Source organism: Vibrio mediterranei (assembly GCF_900088415.1).
Lineage (GTDB): Bacteria > Pseudomonadota > Gammaproteobacteria > Enterobacterales > Vibrionaceae > Vibrio > Vibrio mediterranei.
In genome coordinates this window covers 770,772-789,901 of the sequence record NZ_FLLQ01000002.1, presented here as the reverse complement: position 1 = coordinate 789,901, position 19,130 = coordinate 770,772, and the positions used below count along the sequence as shown (strand labels likewise).

13 protein-coding genes and 2 pseudogenes are annotated in these 19,130 nt (G+C 42.4%); 7 read left to right on the top strand and 8 right to left on the bottom strand.

The window, feature by feature from the left end; genetic code table 11:
- Positions 1-54 precede the first annotated feature (54 nt).
- The 3 genes from VME0621_RS09745 to gcl all read right to left on the bottom strand — a co-directional run bounded on the left by VME0621_RS09745 (position 55) and on the right by gcl (position 3,556).
- Positions 55-939, bottom strand: a complete 885-nt coding sequence (locus VME0621_RS09745; RefSeq protein ID WP_062458243.1) for a 2-hydroxy-3-oxopropionate reductase — start codon at positions 937-939, stop codon at positions 55-57.
- Between the two features lie 27 nt (positions 940-966).
- Positions 967-1,749 (bottom strand): hydroxypyruvate isomerase, encoded by a 783-nt coding sequence (gene hyi, locus VME0621_RS09740; protein WP_062458240.1) that lies wholly within the window; start codon positions 1,747-1,749, stop codon positions 967-969.
- A gap of 64 nt (positions 1,750-1,813) precedes the next feature.
- Entirely contained in the window at positions 1,814-3,556 is a 1,743-nt protein-coding gene (gene gcl, locus VME0621_RS09735; protein WP_062458238.1) for a glyoxylate carboligase, read from the bottom strand.
- Positions 3,557-3,997: 441 nt separating this feature from the next.
- On the opposite strand from gcl, the gene dhaR reads away from it, so the two are divergent.
- The 6 genes and pseudogenes from dhaR to VME0621_RS09705 form a co-directional block, all read left to right on the top strand.
- A complete protein-coding gene (gene dhaR / locus VME0621_RS09730; protein ID WP_062458285.1) occupies positions 3,998-5,929 on the top strand; it encodes a dihydroxyacetone kinase operon transcriptional regulator DhaR in 1,932 nt (643 codons plus the stop codon).
- Between the two features lie 382 nt (positions 5,930-6,311).
- Positions 6,312-7,949, top strand: coding sequence for a BCCT family transporter (locus tag VME0621_RS09725; RefSeq protein ID WP_065311676.1), 1,638 nt, complete (start codon positions 6,312-6,314; stop codon positions 7,947-7,949).
- A 50-nt stretch (positions 7,950-7,999) separates the two neighbouring features.
- A complete protein-coding gene (locus tag VME0621_RS09720) occupies positions 8,000-9,358 on the top strand; it encodes an FAD-dependent oxidoreductase (RefSeq protein ID WP_062458235.1) in 1,359 nt (452 codons plus the stop codon).
- A gap of 51 nt (positions 9,359-9,409) precedes the next feature.
- Positions 9,410-10,714, top strand: coding sequence for an FAD-dependent oxidoreductase (locus VME0621_RS09715; RefSeq protein WP_062458233.1), 1,305 nt, complete (start codon positions 9,410-9,412; stop codon positions 10,712-10,714).
- Positions 10,714-11,097 (top strand): cyclophilin-like fold protein, encoded by a 384-nt coding sequence (locus VME0621_RS09710; RefSeq protein WP_062458230.1) that lies wholly within the window; start codon positions 10,714-10,716, stop codon positions 11,095-11,097. The genes VME0621_RS09715 and VME0621_RS09710 overlap by 1 nt, the downstream gene beginning before the upstream one ends.
- Positions 11,098-11,347: 250 nt before the next feature.
- Positions 11,348-12,253, top strand: a pseudogene (locus VME0621_RS09705) (IS110 family RNA-guided transposase); the annotation flags it as partial.
- Between the two features lie 943 nt (positions 12,254-13,196).
- Here the strand turns inward: VME0621_RS09705 and VME0621_RS26815 are convergent.
- Positions 13,197-13,355 (bottom strand): hypothetical protein, encoded by a 159-nt coding sequence (locus VME0621_RS26815; protein ID WP_197498253.1) that lies wholly within the window; start codon positions 13,353-13,355, stop codon positions 13,197-13,199.
- 115 nt (positions 13,356-13,470) lie between these two features.
- Between VME0621_RS26815 and tnpA the strand changes: the two are divergent.
- Positions 13,471-13,917: pseudogene (gene tnpA / locus VME0621_RS26140) on the top strand (IS200/IS605 family transposase).
- A gap of 131 nt (positions 13,918-14,048) precedes the next feature.
- On the opposite strand, the gene VME0621_RS09700 reads toward tnpA, so the two are convergent.
- From VME0621_RS09700 to VME0621_RS09690, 4 genes are all read right to left on the bottom strand, one after another.
- Positions 14,049-15,350 (bottom strand): TolC family outer membrane protein, encoded by a 1,302-nt coding sequence (locus VME0621_RS09700; protein WP_062458227.1) that lies wholly within the window; start codon positions 15,348-15,350, stop codon positions 14,049-14,051.
- Between the two features lie 8 nt (positions 15,351-15,358).
- Positions 15,359-15,625 (bottom strand): rhodanese-like domain-containing protein, encoded by a 267-nt coding sequence (locus VME0621_RS27055; RefSeq protein WP_370736767.1) that lies wholly within the window; start codon positions 15,623-15,625, stop codon positions 15,359-15,361.
- 74 nt (positions 15,626-15,699) lie between these two features.
- Positions 15,700-15,888 carry a YgaP family membrane protein gene (locus VME0621_RS09695; RefSeq protein WP_062458224.1) on the bottom strand — a complete coding sequence of 63 codons (189 nt, stop codon included), beginning with the start codon at positions 15,886-15,888 and terminating at the stop codon, positions 15,700-15,702.
- A 62-nt stretch (positions 15,889-15,950) separates the two neighbouring features.
- A complete protein-coding gene (locus tag VME0621_RS09690; protein ID WP_062458221.1) occupies positions 15,951-19,124 on the bottom strand; it encodes an efflux RND transporter permease subunit in 3,174 nt (1,057 codons plus the stop codon).
- Positions 19,125-19,130 lie beyond the last annotated feature (6 nt).

Sequence of the window (19,130 nt, the reverse complement as noted above, 5' to 3'; positions counted from 1 at the left end):
TCCGTACCAAACCTAAAGACGGCTTAGTTCGAAATCGCTCAAGTTGTTTATCTCCTATCTAATGCAGTGGTTTGACATGTGTTCTATTGCTTTGATCATGGCTGAATGATCCCAGTTACTTCCTTCTAGTGAAGCACAGGTATTAAAAAGCTCTTGAGCCGTTGCTGTATTTGGTAAATTAACATTAAGCACACGTGCACCTTCAAGGGCTAAGTTCAGGTCTTTTTGATGTAATCCGATTCTAAATCCCGGCTCGAATGTACCTTTAATCATGCGTTCTCCATGAACTTCCAAGATCTTTGAAGACGCGAAACCACCCATTAAAGCTTCACGAATCTTGGTAGGATTCGCGCCTGCTTTAGATGCAAATACAAGAGCTTCTGCTACGGCTTCGATGTTAAGTGCGACGATGATTTGGTTGGCAACCTTACAAGTCTGACCATCGCCATTGGTACCAACCAGAGTGATATTCTGTCCCATTAAGTCAAACAGTGGTTCTGCTCGTTTGAAGATCTCATCTTTACCGCCAACCATGATTGAAAGTGTTCCATTGACTGCACCAACTTCGCCTCCTGAAACTGGAGCATCTAGGTAGTGCGCGTCAAGTGCTTCAACTTTCGAGGCAAATTCTTTGGTGGCGATTGGTGATATCGAGCTCATGTCTATGACTATTTTGTCTTTTGATAGCCCTTTTGAAACCCCAATATCACTAAATAAAACATCTTCCACTTGGGGAGTGTCAGGAACCATAATAATAATAAACTCGCACGCTTCAGCCACGGCAGCAGGCGTTGGAGCAGCAAAACCATATTCACCCAATAATTCTTGGGGAGCAGGCTCAAAATGTTCAGAGAAGTACAGCGTGTGACCTGCATCTTGCAGGTTCTTTGCCATAGGTTTGCCCATAATACCTGTCCCAATAAAACCGATATTTGCCATTTTTAACTCCTTTAGTAATTTCTAGACCTAAACTAGGTTGTATTCTTTAATCCAACTAAGGCTTTCCTCAGTCGTTGTTTTTGGCACATACTCACAGCCGATCCAGCCTTCGTAGCCAATTTCATCGATATGTTTGAGTAGGAACGGGTAGTTAATTTCTCCTGTTCCTGGTTCATTTCGACCAGGGTTGTCTGCCAATTGAATGTGTTTGATAACAGCTTTGTGGTCGGTAAGTGTACGAGCAAGGTTACCTTCCATAATCTGCATGTGATAAATGTCGTATTGATATTGAAGGTTATCTTTGCCGACTTCGGAAATGATACGTATTGCTTTTTGGGTACTGTTTATAAAGAAATTAGGCATATCCTGTGTATTAATCGCTTCAACAATTAGCTGTATGCCTTCGGCACCTAACTTTTCAGAGGCGTATTTCAAATTGTTTACAGTCGTTTTAAAAGCGTCTTCTTCGGTTACGTTCTCTGGCTTAATTCCAACTAAGCAATTTAGTTGGTTGCAGTTCAGTACTTTTGCATATCGAATAGCTTGGCTAACGCCCTCACGAAACTCCTCAATTCGTTCAGGATGGCAGGCAATACCTCGCTCACCTTTATCCCAGTCGCCGGCTGGTAGGTTAAAAAGAACTTGAGTTAGTGAATATTCATTGAGTTTGTCGGCGATTTCTTTGGGTTCAAAATCGTAGGGGAATAGATATTCTACCCCTTGAAACCCTGACCTCGAGGCGGCCTCGAATCGGTCAATAAACTTGTACTCTGTGAAGAGCATAGATAGGTTCGCTGCAAGTTTAGGCATAATTACTCCAATTTGTTCTATTTCATTCTCCGCTTAATTGAAAGCGGAGAACAAATACATATTTCTAAACCAGATCGTTAATTTCTTCGAACTCAACGACTTTATCGATATCAGGTCCCATAGATATATTGGTCACTCGCTCGGTTATAACTTCTACAACAACTGGGACCTTATGTTCCCTAGTCCATTGTTGGGCCTTAAGCAGTGCAGGCTTTATCTCTTCTGGGTCAAACACTCGAATTGCTTTGCAACCCAAACCCTCTACAACTGAAACATGATCTACCCCGTATCCATTGACTTCAGGAGCGTTGATGTTTTCAAAATCTAGTTGAACGCAGTGATCAATTTCGAAAGCACGTTGAGATTGTCGAATCAAACCTAGATAAGCATTGTTAACAAGAACATGGATATATGGCAGTTTGAACTGTGCTCCAACTGCTAGCTCTTCTATAAGAAACTGGAAATCGTAGTCACCGGAAACTCCGACTACTGGGGTTGATGGGTCTGCTTTTACAACCCCTAATGCTGCTGGCATGGTCCATCCAAGTGGTCCAGCTTGGCATGAATTAATCCAGTGACGAGGACGGTGTACATTTAAAAATTGATTAGCTGCGATTTGAGCATTGCCGATAGTTGCAACGTAGCGGGTATTGGGGCCAAATACCGCATTCATCTCTTGATAAATACGTTGTGGCTTGATTGGTTTGTTGTCGAAGTTAGTACGACGAAGCATTGTACTTTTACGCTGAATACACTCACTTTGCCATTCTGTTCGTACTTTTAGTTCTCCCTTTTCCTTCATCTCTGTTGCCACGATAACAAACAGTTTTAACGCTTCTTCAGCATCGGAAACAATACCTAGATCCGGACCAAAAATCCGACCGATCTGTGTTGGTTCAATATCGACATGGACAAATTTTCTACCCTTTGTATAGGTTTCAATGTTGCCTGTGTGACGATTTGCCCAGCGGTTGCCTATGCCAAGTACAAAGTCTGATTCAAGATAGGAAGCGTTGCCATAACGGTGGCCAGCCTGACATCCCATTCTCCCAATCATTAATTCATGATCATCTGAAATCGCTCCCCATCCACGTAGAGTTTGAATGACTGGCACTCCTGTGATTTCTGCGAATCTTTGGAATAGGGGGCTAGCACCAGCATTAATGACACCACCTCCAGCTACCAGAATAGGTCTTTCCGCATCATTAAGCATTTGCAAGGCACGTTCGATTTGGTTGCGGCTGGCTTTAGGCTTGTTGGGTGTCATTGGTTCGTACAAATCGATATCAAACTCGATTTCCGTCATTTGAACATCCATAGGAAGGTCAATATGGACAGGCCCAGGGCGACCGGATCGCATTTTGTAGAAGGCCTTTTGGAAAGTTCCCGGAAGTTGTGCTGCTTCGCGAATCGTTATTGCCATTTTTGTGACTGGCTTAGCTATAGCTTCAATGTCGACACCTTGAAAGTCTTCTTTATGTAGCTTTGCCGTTGGAACCTGCCCAGTAATAGTTAAAATTGGAATGGAATCGGCTGAGGCTGAATAGAGACCTGTGATCATATCTGTTCCAGCGGGTCCAGATGTCCCTATACAAACACCAATATTACCATCTTTGGTACGAGTATAACCCTCAGCCATATGGGAGGCGCCTTCAACATGGCGTGCCAGAATATGTTCGATTCCTCCAATTGTCTTGAATGCTGCGTAAAGAGGATTAATAGCAGCTCCGGGTACACCGAATACTACATTTACCCCTTCCTTTTTCATAATCAGGACCGCAGCCTCAATTGCTTTCATTTGCGCCATAATATGCTCCGATAATGCAAAATAGTTCTTTGAAATTTGTGTAGATAAATTATTCGAAGAAGCGCTAAGTAACAAAAATCTGGAGATGTTTAAAAATGAGACCAAACTAATGGTTAAAATGGTTGCAAAATGAAACCATTTTGCTGACTGAACTACCTCTTTATGACGAACATTCAACTTTGGGACATTACTACTCTCTTCGAGGTTAATTAAATATTGAGATCAAAAAACTGAATGATGGAATATTTTAAGATAATTAGAATAAGACAGTAGATGTTACTTTAAATTGTTAGCAAGAGAAGCATTGTAGTATATGACGTTTGTTGAATAGTATCAGTGTGATATAGATAACGTTGACTACATAGTAAGACAAATATTGCTTACTGTAACAATTTGCTAAGTGTGTCTAGACGTTTAGATTGAACATCCATGAGGGCACTTATGCCGGCAATTGAAGACAAGAAAAAGAGATGGGTATTTTACCAGAAGCATCATTGGGTCTCTCCAGACTTCTCGTTGACGCCAATATTAGATTCATGGGAGCGTTGCAGTAAAAGGTGTAACCCTTATGATTGGTCCAAGCCTCATATAGCTTCTGGTTACACACTCCGTTCGCTTTTGAGTCGGAGCGATACGTTGATTACTTCTGCAATTACTGTTGTTGAGGACACATACGACTCGATGCAAAATATGCAGGTCGTTCTGTTAGTAACAGACGACAATGGTTGTATCCTATTGTCTTTAGGGAATAAGGAACTCAGCGAAGAGTTAGGCCAGTTAAGAATTAAAGATGGTAGTTTCCTCAACGAAGGTGTTATTGGGACCAATGCTGTCAGTGTAGTACTTGAAACACACATAGCGTCTGAGGTAATTGGAGCTGATCATTTTAATCAGCATTTACACAATTACAGTATGTCCGCTGCACCGATATTTGATACTTTCGGCCGTATTCGCGGAACCTTCAGTGTGCTCACCAAAGTAGAAGCGCACTCAGAGTTAATTAATGTTATTGTTAGTTCGTGTTCAAGGGAAATTGCTAGCCAACTTCATATTAATATGGAGCAGGAACAGTCTAACAAAATGAGTTGTACTTATAATGCAACACTAGAGTGTATGGACGATGGATTAGTTGCGTGGAACAAAGACCATCACATTCTAAAAACAAATAGACAGGCTGAAGAAATTCTCAATATCCGAGCAATAAGCGTTCTTGACTGTGACGTGTTCAATATAATTAACTTCCCACCAAGTTTGCGTGAAAGCATTTTAAATCATGAATTTATAAGAAGAAAGCAAACTACTGTTGAGGTTAATGACTCATTCATTGAGGTAATAGTTACAATCCGACCTTTAAGTGATGGAGGGAGCCTTCTCTTTATTCATCCCATTGATAAAATCAGAGAGCTTGCTCAACAGCAAGTTGGAAGCAGTGCTAGATACACTTTCTCGAACCTGATATCTGAGTCCAAAAAGATGAAGAATACAATTAGGTTAGCAAAACGTGCTGTTAATTCGAGATCTCCAATCCTTATTTCTGGTGAAGAAGGTGTTGGTAAAAGTGATCTCGCTATGGCTATGCATAACGAGAGCCCTAATCGCAATGGTCCCTTTATTACTATGAACTGTAGGACCTTAAACTCTGAACACGCTATACAAGAAATACTAGGGCATGATGATGAAGGGAGCGGAGGGCAGCCATCAAAGTTTGAGCTGGCTCATGGTGGCACCTTATTCTTGGAGAAGATAGAACAACTGGACCCTGAATTGCAAGGTAATTTGCTCAAACTGTTAAAGACCGGTCTGGTGAGTAGGTATAATAGCCAGCGGCTAATACCTGTAAAATTCCAGTTGATTTGCAGCACATATTCAGACGTTTTTGAATACGTTACTCAGGGGGCATTTGGTAAACAGTTGTATTACGAAATCTCTGCAAATGAAATCGAAATCTCTCCTCTTCGAAAACGCAAAGAAGATATTGAGTATGCTGTATTATCGCTCATTAATGCTTATAAGAAACGACATAATGTAGGCGTATCTATTAATAGGGCAGCTCTTGATGCTTTGATTAACTTTCGCTGGAATGGGAACAACTCTGAGTTAAAAAACAAAATGGAACGAATTCTGCTCAATCGAAAGGGCGACTTAATATCGATGTCTGATATTCCAGAAGACATCAAGCAAAACAATACAATTGATGATGTAAAGCAAGAAGTAGAGGTTTTATCTCTAGAAGAAATAGAAAAGGATGCGATATTGCATGCTTGGAAAATACATAATGGTAAGGTTATCAAAATTGCCAAAGTACTGAAGGTTAGTAGAGCTACGCTTTGGAGAAAAATGAAGAAGTACGGTCTGGATAGTTCCCTTTCATAAAAGGGAACTATCAATGAAGTATGTTTGTAGTAAAGGTTACAGAGCATTAAATTTAGTATTAAGTAATGCTATTTAAGGTCTGCTTTAAATAAAAATGGGGTTCAAGTAAGTAAGATTGGTCTTTCTTGCGCTTTAGTTATAGCAGGTTGCAATTTGTTCTGTGTTTGCAGAAAAAAGGTAGCAATTTGCAACCAAACTAGCGTTGAATGAAAAAAAACAATTCTTAATCACAGTTTTATCCCCCTTGATAACGTTGATATGAGTTAGTTGTGTATGAGGTCAAATATAGAACTACTAGTGATGTTAGTTTCTGAACTATCTGCAGTCGCGTTATGTACAGTAGTTATCAATTCCTAAACAAGAACGTGAAAGAGACGAAAATATGAGTACTCCTGAATATAAAACTAAGTCAGGGACAATTGATAAAGCTGTCTTTTGGCCCGCAACAATATTAACACTTATTATGGCCATTTTCTTTTTGCTTAATCCAAAAGCATCAAATGAAATGATGGGCAAACTCCATGCTTTTACCACTGGTGAGTTGGGGTGGTTTTTCCTAATCGCAACGGCAGCGGTCGTAATCTTCTGTATCTACCTTGCTGTATCGCGTTATGGTGGCATTGTCATGGGAGACAAGAATACGAAACCAGAATTTTCTACTGCTACCTGGCTTGGAATGATCTTTACGTCTGGCACTGGTGGCAGTGTCTTGTATCTTGGGGCGGTAGAATGGATTTGGATTATGCAAGCTCCGCCGTTTGGCGTTGAGCCTGGAAGTATAGATTCAGCACGTTGGGCTTCCGCTTACGGTATGTTCCACTGGGGGCCGTCGGCCTGGGCTTGGTACATTGCATGTGCAATTCCAATTGCCTATTTCTTTTTTGTGCGAAAGCAACCTACTTTAAAAATGAGTGAGTTTGCTCGGCCTGTAATTGGCAAAAATGCTGATGGTTTTGCTGGTCACTTTATCAATTTCCTATACATGTTTGGTATGGTCGGTGGCGTAATGACTTCTTTAGCGCTTGGCACACCGCTAATTTCTGGTGCGATTGTTTATGTTATGGGTTGGGAGTCTAGTAATGCGTTTCTCGATACATTCGTAATCTTTTTATGGACGTTTATCCCACTAGTTGCACTTGTGCTTGGTCTAAAGAAAGGTGTAGCGGCTCTTAGTGATTGGAATGTGCGTGCAGATGTACTCATGTTGTTAGGCATCCTGATTTGTGGACCGACATCATTCATTCTTAACCAGTCTGTTGATGGCTTAGGATTGATGTTGCAGAACTTTGTTTATATGAGCTTCGCAACAGATATGATTCGAGAAGGTGGGTTTCCTCAGGCATGGACAATTTTCTACTTTTCTTGGTGGGTTGTATATGCACTCCCGTTTGGTCTATTCATCGCAAAAATATCAAAGGGTCGAACCATTCGAGAGATTGTCATGGGTGGCTTAATTGCAGGCTCACTTGGCTGTATGGTTTTTTACATGGTTCTCCCTGGTATCGGCATAAATCTTCAAATGAACGGTACCGTGGATTTAATGACGATCATGAATGAGCAAGGTCGTGGTGGTGTTGTTTATGCGATGCTTGAGCAACTACCTATGAGCACTTTGTTTGTTGCAGCGTTTGGTTTGATAACTTTGATCTCATATATCACAGGCCATTGTGCAGTTGGTTATTCGTTGGCAGCTGCAACACAAAAAGAGATTGGAGAGAATGATGACCCTGCTCAATGGAATGTTGCATTTTGGCTAGTTCTTGCAGGCGTCGTGTCCTTAGCCCTGTACTTTATCAATCCAGAAAGTTTGAAGCCTCTACAAACCGTCTCAATATTAATGGGTTTCCCGCTTTGCTTTGTTATAGCTATCGTCGCACGTGGGTTTATTAAGCAAATCAATCAAGATTTCCCAGAGGGTTTTCCTGCCTCTGATTCTAAAGGCCGAATCTATCTTGATCCACCAGCTAACCCGGTTGGGCCACAAGAAGAAGTATCTACTGAGCCGTCAACAGTCTCATAATCCAAACACTATTCCTCCCCTTTTTAGTTGAAGGGGAGAAGGAGATATAAATGAATATCACTGAACCACAAAGAGAAATCCCTGTTATTGCAGAAACTGATGTTTTAGTTGTTGGTGGTGGTCCGGCAGGCCTCTGTGCAGCAATCGCATCCGGAAGACTTGGTACAAAGACAATGATTGTGGAAAGGTATGGGTGCTTGGGCGGAATGTTAACTCAAGCTGGAGTGGAAAGCTTTGCATGGTATAGACACGAAGGGACTATAGATTGTGAAGGTATCGGGCGTGAGTTTGAAACCCGAGCAAGTGAATTAGGCTTTACGCGTCCGGAGCCTCAATCAACCAGCCAAGCTATTGATACTGAGGGTTTCAAAGTCGTCGCTGACAAGATGATTAAAGAAGCTAGTGTTACTCCTCTTTATCACTCTTGGGTCGTTGAGGTGTTGAAAGAAGGCGATTGTCTTTATGGTGTGATTGTCGAAAGTAAATCTGGGCGTGGCGCCATTCTTTCCAAACGAGTAGTCGACTGCACAGGAGACGCTGACATTGCTTCTTTGAGTGGTGCGCCATTCAACCAGCGAGATAAAGATGAACTTATGGGTGTGACTGTAATGTTCCACTGTGCAGGCGTAGATGTTGAGCGATTCAACAAATTCGTCGACGAGGAGCTTAAGCCAACGTATGCGGACTGGGGCAAAAACTGGACAATAAAGACGACTGGTAAAGAGGATGACATGTTCAGTCCATATATGGAGGAAATCTTTACTAAAGCTCAGGAGGAAGGTGTCATTCCGGGTGATGCTTCTGCCATTGCAGGAACCTGGTCAACGTTCTCGGACGCGGGCGAAGCACATCAACTCAATATGGTTTACTCGTTCGGCTATGATTGCACCAATGCTTGGGATCTAACAAAAGCTGAGATTGAAGGACGTCAACAGGCATTATGGGCTATTGATGCATTGCGTCACTATATTCCGGGTTTTGAGAATGCGAAACTTCGGAATTTCGGCATGACGCTTGGTACTCGTGAATCTCGCTTGATTGATGGTGAAATCCATGTTGATGACCAATATGTTCTTGAACAAGGCCGTTGTAACGACTCTGTTGGTATTTTCCCTGAATTTATCGACGGGAGTGGTTACTTGATTTTGCCAACAACAGGTCGTTATTTTCAAATTCCTTTAGGGTGTTTGTTACCTAAGAAGGTCGAAAACCTAATTGTTGCAGGGCGTTGTATTTCAGCGGGTGTGGTTGCACATACTTCAATGCGAAACATGATGTGTTGTGCTGTCACAGGTGAAGCCGCTGGTACAGCCGCTTCAGAGTCTTTGACCCAAAATGTCAATGTTAGAAACGTAGACATAGATAAATTACAAAGAACTCTCCAAAAGCAAGGCGTAAGAATCGATTAATCACCAGACGTAACTAAATTACTTAATTTGATTATTGATGGGGAGATAAAAATGAAAACGATTAAGCAAACTGCCGATGTAGTTGTAGCTGGCGGAGGAACTGCAGGCCATATAGCAGCTATACAAGTGGCAAGGGCAGGAGTAAGCGTATCTTTAATTGAAGCTAGCTCAATGTTGGGGGGTACGATGACTGATGGTGGTGTCTTTATGCCAAACCATTGGCATTCACCTACGCAGCCTGTGGTACAAGGCATAGGATGGGAGCTCTTTAACCGCTCCAAGCAAATCGAAGGTCTTAGAGTTAAGTCGATGAAAGAGCGCTATGGTGTAGATACGCCAGGATATTATAGCAATATTAATGTCCCCATCTACGCTTCAGTTGCAGAGCAAGCTGCTGTAGAGGCTGGTGTTGAAATTCATTATCACGAGTTCATTGGAGAAATCGTACAAGAGGGCAATTTCTGGATTATTACCTCTTACGCACGTGGAATTAAAAGAATAACAAAATGTCGTGAAGTCGTTGACTGCTCGGGGGACGCGGATGTAACAAGAGCGCTTGGACTGGCAGTTGATAAATCACCAAAGCGACAGCCCGGTACTCTGGAATATCGAATTGAGGGAGTCGATATGCAGCAAGTTTGGGAAGGTGAGGTCCAGAAGATCTATGAAAAAGCGATGGAAGAAGGAGAGTTAGAAAAAGGAGACTGGGCATACTTTGGTATATACCCATTCCAATGGTATTTACAAATGGGCGGACATAACTCAACACATATTTACTCTTGTGATACCTCAGATGCTGATGGTCAAACCAAAGCAAACATTGAAGGTCGAGCTCGAATGCTACGGATGTATCAGTTTGTTCGGACGAAAATCCCCGGTGCGGAAAGAGCTGTTCTTAAGACAATGTATAACAGGGCATTATCAAGAGAAGGCTATCGTGTAGTGGGTGAGCACATTGTAACCGAGAGTGAGTTTATGAGCGCTCAACCCTATGAAGACGCTGTTTGCAATGCCTTCAACTATATTGATATGCACAATGAAGATAACGGTTGCGATGAGATTTTTCATGACTCAATGGAGCTTTTGCCTACTGTGCCATTTAGATCTCTGATTCCAAAGGGTAGCAACCGAATAACGGTAGCTGGTAGGATTTTATCTGCTGACAGAACTTCACTTGCCGGTATCCGAGCACAATGCACGTGTATGGCTATGGGGCAAGCTGTGGGGGCTGCAGCTGCATTGGCTGTTCGAAGAGGAACCTATTCTAGAGACATCAATGTAGAAGATATTATAGCGTTAACTAAAGAACATGGTGCCGTCGAGCCCAATAGAGCGAGAAAGAAGGAGTATGCTTGATGTTTACCAAGCACAAATTGGAGCTCATAATGGGTAACTTGAAGGTTTTCGGTACATTAAATAACAGTGAAACAGCACAGAAAATCATGCAATGCCTACCATTTAGAGCTCGAATGAGAAGATGGGGTGGAGAGTTATATTTTGCACTTCCCGAGGCGATTGATGATCAGGGTGAATCAACATCAAGTTTGGAAGTAGGGACACTCGCCTTTTGGGCGCCCGGGAACGCATTTTGTATTTTCTTTGGTCCAACACCCATGAGTACCGGCTTTGCTCCTGTTCCTTCATCCGAGGTATGTATAATTGGTTCGCTTGATAGTATTCCAAAAGAGCTTTTTTCCATATCTGAGTCGACTCAAGTAGAACTTGTTTTAACAGAGTGAAAATCTTAATAAGGGCCTTCACAGAAGGCCCTTGTAGTGGTCAACAAATAGCCTCATCAATCCTGTGAAAAGTGAAACCTCATATAACGCGCTGTGAACACAATTCATTTGAATTAGTCATTATTTTTTCAGTTATCTACGCGCTTCGGGAGATCTTCACTTTTATGAAGGTGACAGGGACTTTCGGCCGAGAAGGGTATTGCAGCTGTGCGGTTTCTATATAAGGGTGCGTCTACGTGGTCGACGCTAGCTCATTCATTTTATCTCACAGCAAGAATCTACAACCATAGCAATGGAAGCATGCTGTGGTGCGCATTGGTTGGCTCGAAAATGCCAAGAATATGGTCATAAGGTCAGGCTAATACCTGCACATTATGTAAAGCCATACGTTAAAAGCCACAAGAACGATTTCATTGATGCTGACGCCATTGCTGAAGCTGCCACGAGACCTAATATGAGGTTTGTCTCTCCGAAAAGCGAACAAGCTCAAATTAGTACGGTGATTAGGAAAGCCAGAACAGGATATATTCGCGAAAGAACGTCCTGTATGAATAGAATCGGGTCAATCTTGCTTGAGTTTGGCATTAGCTTTCCTCGCGGGCATGCCAATATGAAAATGCTGTTCCAGTGGCTAGCAGATAAAGAGGCTATAGTCCCACCACAGCTCATTCTTGAGCTTCGTGACCAATTGGACTATTACAACCAACTAAATGAAAAGATTGCTGTTCAAGACCAAAAACTAGTCGAACTCAATAAAGAAAACGAGCTATATACTTTGCTTCAAACGATACCAGGCATAGGGCCTATGACAGCTTCGTGTTGTTTGTCTTCTGTCGGAGACCCAAAAGACTTTTCTAACGGGCGAAACTTTGCAGCATGGATAGGGTTAGTACCGTTTCAATATACAACGGGAGGAAAACCTCGATTATTGGGTATATCGAAGCGGGGAAACAAAGAACTGAGAGAATTATTTGTTCATGCGGCTAGAGCTGTCATGTGGAGAGATAGCTCAGCGGAGCATTACTTCGGATCGTGGCTTATTGATTTGAAGTGTCGAAAGCCATTCAACGTTGCTGTGGTTGCATTGGCCAATAAGTTGGCTCGCATAGCATGGTCAGTGATGAACTCTCACAAAGCTTTCGAATTAAAAGTATAACCAAAATTTGCATATGATAAATCAAGATGACAAAACGGTTAGACCACCAGATTGAAGACCTGAGGGGCAAAACAGCATTGACAGTGCTTTCACGTTTATGAGGACAATCTGGCGCGGATCTCATCGTAGAGCTGGGACTAATGAAGTCTCAAATAGACTCTGAATACATTAGCGCAAACCAACTCCGTTATTTTTGACTTTTCACTTGCAAAACGGGGCGTACCATACATTTTGCCCCAAGACGTGTTTAGTGCGCATGAAACCAACATGAGATTTATTTGTGCAACAAGCTGCTGCACAATTAGGAAATTGGCTGCTTCATCGAATGTCCAACAGGTTGTTGGACAAACTCTAGTAACCAATTATGCAAGAGGGTCTTGCACAATTGCGAAACAGGTTGTTTCGTAAATCACCTCTGCTCCAACCCGGTTCTGATCTCGTCGCTTCGGCAATAGAACTAACTAATGTGCAAAATATGCACATTACTTATCAAGCAACTATCGAGGATTCCTCGGTAGTTGAACTGTTGCAATTTTTGCAATAGTTGCCCGAGCAACGAGAAAGCTCAGTGATTGCAGATTCTGCAACAACTCATATCTGCCCCTTTTCGTGTTCACAGCATCCCCAAAAATTACAGTCATCCCCTTGAAAAAGGGGATCTCATTCAGCGCGTCCCGCAGCCGAATTACGTGACTTAGTCGCCAATTTTCAGTCACCTACACGCGGTAGGAGGTTCTCACTTTCGTGAGGATGACGGCTATAGGGGCATGTTAGAAATGAAGGGATGTAGAGCATTTATGTCCAAAAGCGAGTTTCAAACTTTGTTGTCACACTTTCGTTGGATAGCCACGTTGATTGAGTCTAAGTGTCGATCTTTATTGTCAGTATTGGGTTCTTGTAGCCACGATAGTAACGCACTTCGGAAATAGAAAAGTTTCAAACTTTAATGTCCTCCGACAACTTCACCTAGCTCAATTCCAGATAACAAAGAGAAAATAGCTGTATTTAAAAGCCCAACAAATCGACTATTCATAGGCCAAAGTAACGTTAACTCATCATTATTGATGATAAAAACAGAGCTACAGTCTGTGGCTCTATTCATTTCTAACCCTAAACCACCCTTTAGGAAGGTGGTGATCGTCCATTAGGGCTTTGCCCGAAGGACGCTCATGTTCAAGATATCCAAGTTTGTAAACAGCAAATCAAGGAGAAAAAACATGAGCAGATATGAATCCGCTTCGCACGTATATTACAGGTGCCATTACCACATAGTTTGGACGACGAAGTACCGACTCAAAATACTCAAGGGTCACTTGGGCAAAGAGTTATACTGAAGTATTTATATATAAAGCAACATGAAAAACTGCTAGGTTGTAGAGTTGAACGTTCAAGTAGATCACGTCCACTTGGTTGTGAGAATGCCACCAAGTTTGAGTATTTCAAAGTATATGGGATTTGTAAAAGGACGGACAGCGATAAGGCTGTTCAACAAATTTCCGTATTTAAGAAAGCAATAGTTATGGGGCAATAATTTTTGGCAGTGTGGCTACTTTGTTGATTCGGTAGGAGTGAACGAGGAAATAATCCGAAGATATGTCAGGCATCAAGATCGTGTGGGAAAGGAAGAAGAAGAGTGTCAGATGCATCTAGGGTTGAGTAACTAAAAGTTAGCCCCTTATGGGGGGCCATTTAAATCCACCTGCTCAGCAGGTGGATTTTTACAATTCCCGAGTCTAATCGAACATAAGCTCAATGAGTGAGAATGCTTTCGGCTACCGCGAGACCTCGTCATATGTTATTTTTCATTCAGACCCTGATTAATCGCAATAATGTCACCCTCATTCAGGTTCCCTAGAAGTTGGCTCAAATATAAACGTTCAAGAATGTAGTTGTACCGTGCGTCTGAGAGTTGTAGCTTCGCGTCAAACAAAAACCGAGTCGCTTCAAGTACATCAACAATTGTTCTAGTTCCAACTTCTAAACCTAACTGTTGTGTTGATAGCGCAAGCTCAGCCGATTTCATTGATTGTTCTTGAGCCTTTATGTTTTCTAAAGAAGCAATAATATCATTGTACTTGCCCCGAACATTGCTAGAGATGTCCCGGAAGTTGCGCTCTAACTCCTGAGACGCAGCTACGTACCTATGCTGAGCTTGCTTAACTTCGGAAGAAGTGCCACCACCACTGTATAATGGCACGACGAGGTTAAGCCCTCCGTATGTATCGTTACTTCCACCCTTCGAGTAGAATGAATCGTCTCTTTTCTCATTTGAATACTGATACCCAGCATTCAATGATAAGTGAGGCAGGTGTCCCGATTTAGCTAAGTCGATATCCTGCTTTGCGATTTCTTGTTGAATTTTGTTCTCTAGTACTACAAGGTTTTCCTGAAGTGCAAGCTCAACCAATGCCTCTACATCATCTGCAGGAAGAGAGGGGCTGAATGCATCAATATTCAGCTTGTCCAAGCGATCAAACTTAACATTGGTAATCTTTCTTAGCTCCTCATAAGAGTTCCTCACTAGATTACGTGCACTAACAAGGCTCGCATTAACTCTATCTAATTGTGCTTTGGCGTCCTGTAGGTCGGTTAAATCGGAAGTACCTACACGATAAGCCTCTTGTATTGTTGCAGTGTACTTTTCTATTAGTGCCTGTTCCGACTTTGCTAAAGAGAGCGTATCTTCTGCTCTTAGGGCATTGAAGTAGGCTTCAGCGGTTCGCAAAATGACAAACTGCTGAGTTTGAGCATACAAAACGTTGCCTTTTACCGCAGCTTTTTCAGATTGTTCTAGCACAATCCAACTTGCCGGATTGTATATCTCCTGCGATAGGCCAATCCCCGCTCTCCATTGCTCACTACTTAGAAGAGGTCGGTCGCTGTTGTAGTAATCATAGCCGGCACTAAGGTCAATTTGAGGAAGTAGCACACTTCTCGCACTGTTTATACTTTCCTGTGCTTCATCTGCAAAAGCCTTAGCTTGCAATAACTCTGGATCACTGTCTTTCGCCAAGTTATAAACGTCCAAGATACTCTCAGAGGCAGCCTTGAACGGCATGCTTAGCGTCAGTAATACTAAAAGAATGCTGTTTTTCATTTTACACCTCACAGTAGCTTTTCAAGCCTACCGATTGTTTTAGCGTTGTATACTCTTGTATATCCGTGGTTCAAGAGAAAATTGGAAGCTACTTTCGAACGCATTCCCGATGCACAGTAAACAATAATAGGTTTATTTCTATCTAGGTATTGCTTATGGCACGCCTCAATAGTATCTAATGGTATATTTATCGCATTATTTAAATGACTGCGGTTAAATTCCGGCTGTGTTCTCACATCAACAATATATGCGCCTTCTTGTAGGGCATTCTTTATTTCTAGAGATTCATCTTTGAACCCGAATATATTTTTTAATAATTGAAATATATCTACCTCAACTCCTGCTCTTATTACTCTTTAAAGCCGAGTTTTAATAATATCTTTCGTGGCGGGCAAAACCCTGTGAAGCCACTTTGTATTAGGTTTGCACCAATAAAAACAGTAAACCAAACAAAGTGCTTACTGACATAAATAGTCAATATTAGTGATATTAATACCATTACCCCTGCGAGGATTCGGATTCCATTTTCGACTTTCATGATAGGCTCCTGTTACATTCGAGTATATTTTTTGCCCACTCGCTAAGAGTGGGCGTTAATGATTATGCGTTATGTGAAACGATACCTTTCTTTAGTGCCACGTAGTACAAGATCGGAATAACAAGTAACGTCAGTACAGTTGATACGAAAATACCAAAAATAAGGCTGATAGCTAGCCCGCTAAATATTGGGTCATCAAGAATAAAGACTGCACCAATCATTGCTGCTAATGCCGTTAGCATTATAGGCTTAGCTCGAACTATAGCGGCGTCGATTACAGCTTGTGATAGCTCCATACCTTCTGAGATCTGATGGTTTATAAAATCGACCAGCAGTATTGAGTTCCTAACAATAATCCCTGCTAACGCAATCATTCCTATCATTGACGTCGCAGTAAACTGCGCCCCGAGTAGAGCGTGTCCAGGCATAACGCCAATAATTGTCAAAGGTATTGGTGCCATAATAATAAGTGGAACCAAATAGGACTTAAACTGAGCTACAACAAGCAGATAAATCAGAACCATTCCTACCGCGTACGCAATTCCCATATCTCGGAAAGTCTCATACGTGATTGTCCACTCTCCATCCCAGAATATTTCTACATTCTCTAGACCCGAAGGCTGGTTTACATAGTACTGTTCAACATCCATCCCCTGTTCAGCCATATTGGATGAAATGTCATACATACCATAAAGTGGACTATCTAACTCCCCAGTCATATCGCCAACGACCATAATCATTGGAACTAGGTTTTTATGGACAATGTAGTTCTCCATCGGCTCAATATTTACTTTAACTAGGTCGGCCAATAAATAACTTTGACCGCTTAGCGATTGAACCTTCATATTCAATACCTGCTCTAGTCTCACTTTTGATGACTCTTGCGCTTGAACCTGAATAGGTATTGGGTATTTACTCTGTTCACTATGTAAATAACTGATTGGTTTTCCACCGACCGCCGTTGCCATAGTATCTACAATGTTGGAGTATGCTACACCTAGCCTCGCAGCCTTGCTTCGGTCAATGACAACCTGCCACTTTTGATAACTCTCAGGGAGGTAAAAGTCGATATCTACAATATCGTCGGTGCCTCTAAATATCTCTCTAAGTTGAAGAGCAGCGTGCTCTCTAACTTCCTGTGTCGGACCGTAGACTTCAGCTAGTATTGGAGACCATACAGGCGGGCCTGGTGGGACTTCTACAACTTTAACTTTTCCACCATACTGACTAGCAATGTCGTTTAATTTAGATCGAACATCAGAAGCAATTTCATGGCTCGAACGTGTGCGATCACCTTTATCAACAAGATTGACTTGTATATCGCCCTGATGGGCCCCTTGACGTAAAAAGTAATGCCTAACCAAGCCATTAAAGTTAATTGGTGCCGCCGTTCCAGCATAGATCTGGAAGTTATCCACCTCTTCTATCGCTCTCACTTCATCAGCAAGCTCGAATAGTACTCGTTGCGTTCTTTCAAGCGAGTTGCCCTCAGGCATATCAAGGATCACCTGAAACTCAGACTTGTTGTCGAAGGGCAGCATTTTCATTACAACAGCTTGGTGCATCGGCATCCACATTGAAGCAGCAATAGCAACAATGATAGCGACACCCAATAGAAGTCGGTTTCTTTTCTGTGCTCGAGCCGTGACAAATGGAGACATCACACGATGGAAGAAAGCAGCTTGTTTACTGTTCGTCTGCTCTTCTCCATGACCATCATTCTTCAAAAGAAGCCGTGAGAGCCAAGGTGTTAGGACAAACGCAATTATGAGCGAGATGATCATACCCAACGATGCGTTAATTGGAATAGGACTCATATACGGTCCCATCAAACCTGATACAAACGCCATTGGCAGCAGTGCCGCAATCACTGTCAAAGTTGCCAGAATAGTTGGGCCACCGACCTCATCCACGGCGCCAGGTATTAAGTCTACAAGTTTCTGTTTACCCTTCATCATGTGGCGATGTATGTTTTCAACCACAACGATGGCATCGTCGACCAGTATACCAATTGAGAAAATTAGCGCGAAAAGAGAAACTCGATTGAGTGTGAACCCCCATGCCCACGATGCAAACAGTGTCAGCAATAGCGTTATGATGACTGCAATACCAACGACTACAGCTTCACGCCCCCCCATTGTCAGTAGAACAAGAAGGACGACAGCACCCGTGGCAAAGGCGAGCTTCCCGATCAGCGTGTTGGCTTTGTTTGCCGCTGTTTTACCGTAGTCTCTTGTGATCTCCACATCCACGTTACTCGGGATGAGTGTGCTTTTTAACTCTTCAACTCTATTCTCAACATTCTTCGCGACATCTACCGCGTTTTCTCCACTTTTTTTAGCGATAGCGATAGTGACCGCAGGGTTTATTTGTGTTTTATCTCCTGTCCAAACCATTTGCGTAGGCGTGTCTGTGCCAAGCTCTATTTCTGCAATATCTGCCAAGTAAACGGGCTTACCGTCATACACACCCACTACGAGTTGCTTAACTTCGTCAATGCTAGTCAGAAACTCACCAATTTGGAGAGGCAACGTTTGATTGTCATGCGTCAACGTAAGCAATGGAGACGTAGAGTTGGCATCTGGCAACATTTGATTAAGGGCATCGATAGTAACCCCAAAACCCGCCATTTTAGCTGGGTCTAATCTCACATCGACGATAGTTGGATGTCGACCTACTGTGTATATATCTCTCGTGCCTTTTATACGCTTCAACTCGGTCTCTAGGCCGCTGGCGACTTGAGTTAACTCTGCTGTAGTGACGCTCTGCGATTGGGAAGAAAGCGTAATGTTGACAATTGGCACATCTTCAATGCCTTTTGGCTTGATCAATGGCTCGCCTACACCCATGTTTGGTGGCATCCAATCACGATTGGAATATAATTTGTTGTAGATCTTAACAACAGCTTCATTGCGTGGTATGCCCACATCAAATATCGCTACAACAAGTGCCCCACCTGGTTGAGAAAATGAGTAAAGTTTATCTATCCCATTTATTTCCGATATGATTTGCTCCGCTGGGTTAGTCACCAAGCTTTCTACTTCTCGGGGAGTTGCTCCAGGAAAAGGAATAAACACATCTGCAAAGGTAACATCAATCTGAGGCTCTTCTTCTTTTGGGGTAACCACAATTGCCATTAACCCCAAAAGCAATGCGACTAAAGCAAGAAGAGGAGTCATCGCTGAGGCTTGAAACGCTGCAGCTATTTTCCCCGAGATGCCAAGTTTGTTATTCATTTAGGC

What these genes read in the sequence shown, in the direction of transcription:
- VME0621_RS09700 (WP_062458227.1), bottom strand. Translation starts at nt 15,350, where the DNA reads ATGAAAAACAGCATTCTTTTAGTATTACTGACGCTAAGCATGCCGTTC.
- VME0621_RS09715 (WP_062458233.1), top strand. Translation starts at nt 9,410, where the DNA reads ATGAAAACGATTAAGCAAACTGCCGATGTAGTTGTAGCTGGCGGAGGA.
- gcl (WP_062458238.1), bottom strand. Translation starts at nt 3,556, where the DNA reads ATGGCGCAAATGAAAGCAATTGAGGCTGCGGTCCTGATTATGAAAAAG.
- hyi (WP_062458240.1), bottom strand. Translation starts at nt 1,749, where the DNA reads ATGCCTAAACTTGCAGCGAACCTATCTATGCTCTTCACAGAGTACAAG.
- VME0621_RS09710 (WP_062458230.1), top strand. Translation starts at nt 10,714, where the DNA reads ATGTTTACCAAGCACAAATTGGAGCTCATAATGGGTAACTTGAAGGTT.
- VME0621_RS09720 (WP_062458235.1), top strand. Translation starts at nt 8,000, where the DNA reads ATGAATATCACTGAACCACAAAGAGAAATCCCTGTTATTGCAGAAACT.
- VME0621_RS09745 (WP_062458243.1), bottom strand. Translation starts at nt 939, where the DNA reads ATGGCAAATATCGGTTTTATTGGGACAGGTATTATGGGCAAACCTATG.
- VME0621_RS09690 (WP_062458221.1), bottom strand. Translation starts at nt 19,124, where the DNA reads ATGAATAACAAACTTGGCATCTCGGGGAAAATAGCTGCAGCGTTTCAA.
- VME0621_RS09725 (WP_065311676.1), top strand. Translation starts at nt 6,312, where the DNA reads ATGAGTACTCCTGAATATAAAACTAAGTCAGGGACAATTGATAAAGCT.
- dhaR (WP_062458285.1), top strand. Translation starts at nt 3,998, where the DNA reads ATGCCGGCAATTGAAGACAAGAAAAAGAGATGGGTATTTTACCAGAAG.
- VME0621_RS26815 (WP_197498253.1), bottom strand. Translation starts at nt 13,355, where the DNA reads ATGAATAGAGCCACAGACTGTAGCTCTGTTTTTATCATCAATAATGAT.
- VME0621_RS09695 (WP_062458224.1), bottom strand. Translation starts at nt 15,888, where the DNA reads ATGAAAGTCGAAAATGGAATCCGAATCCTCGCAGGGGTAATGGTATTA.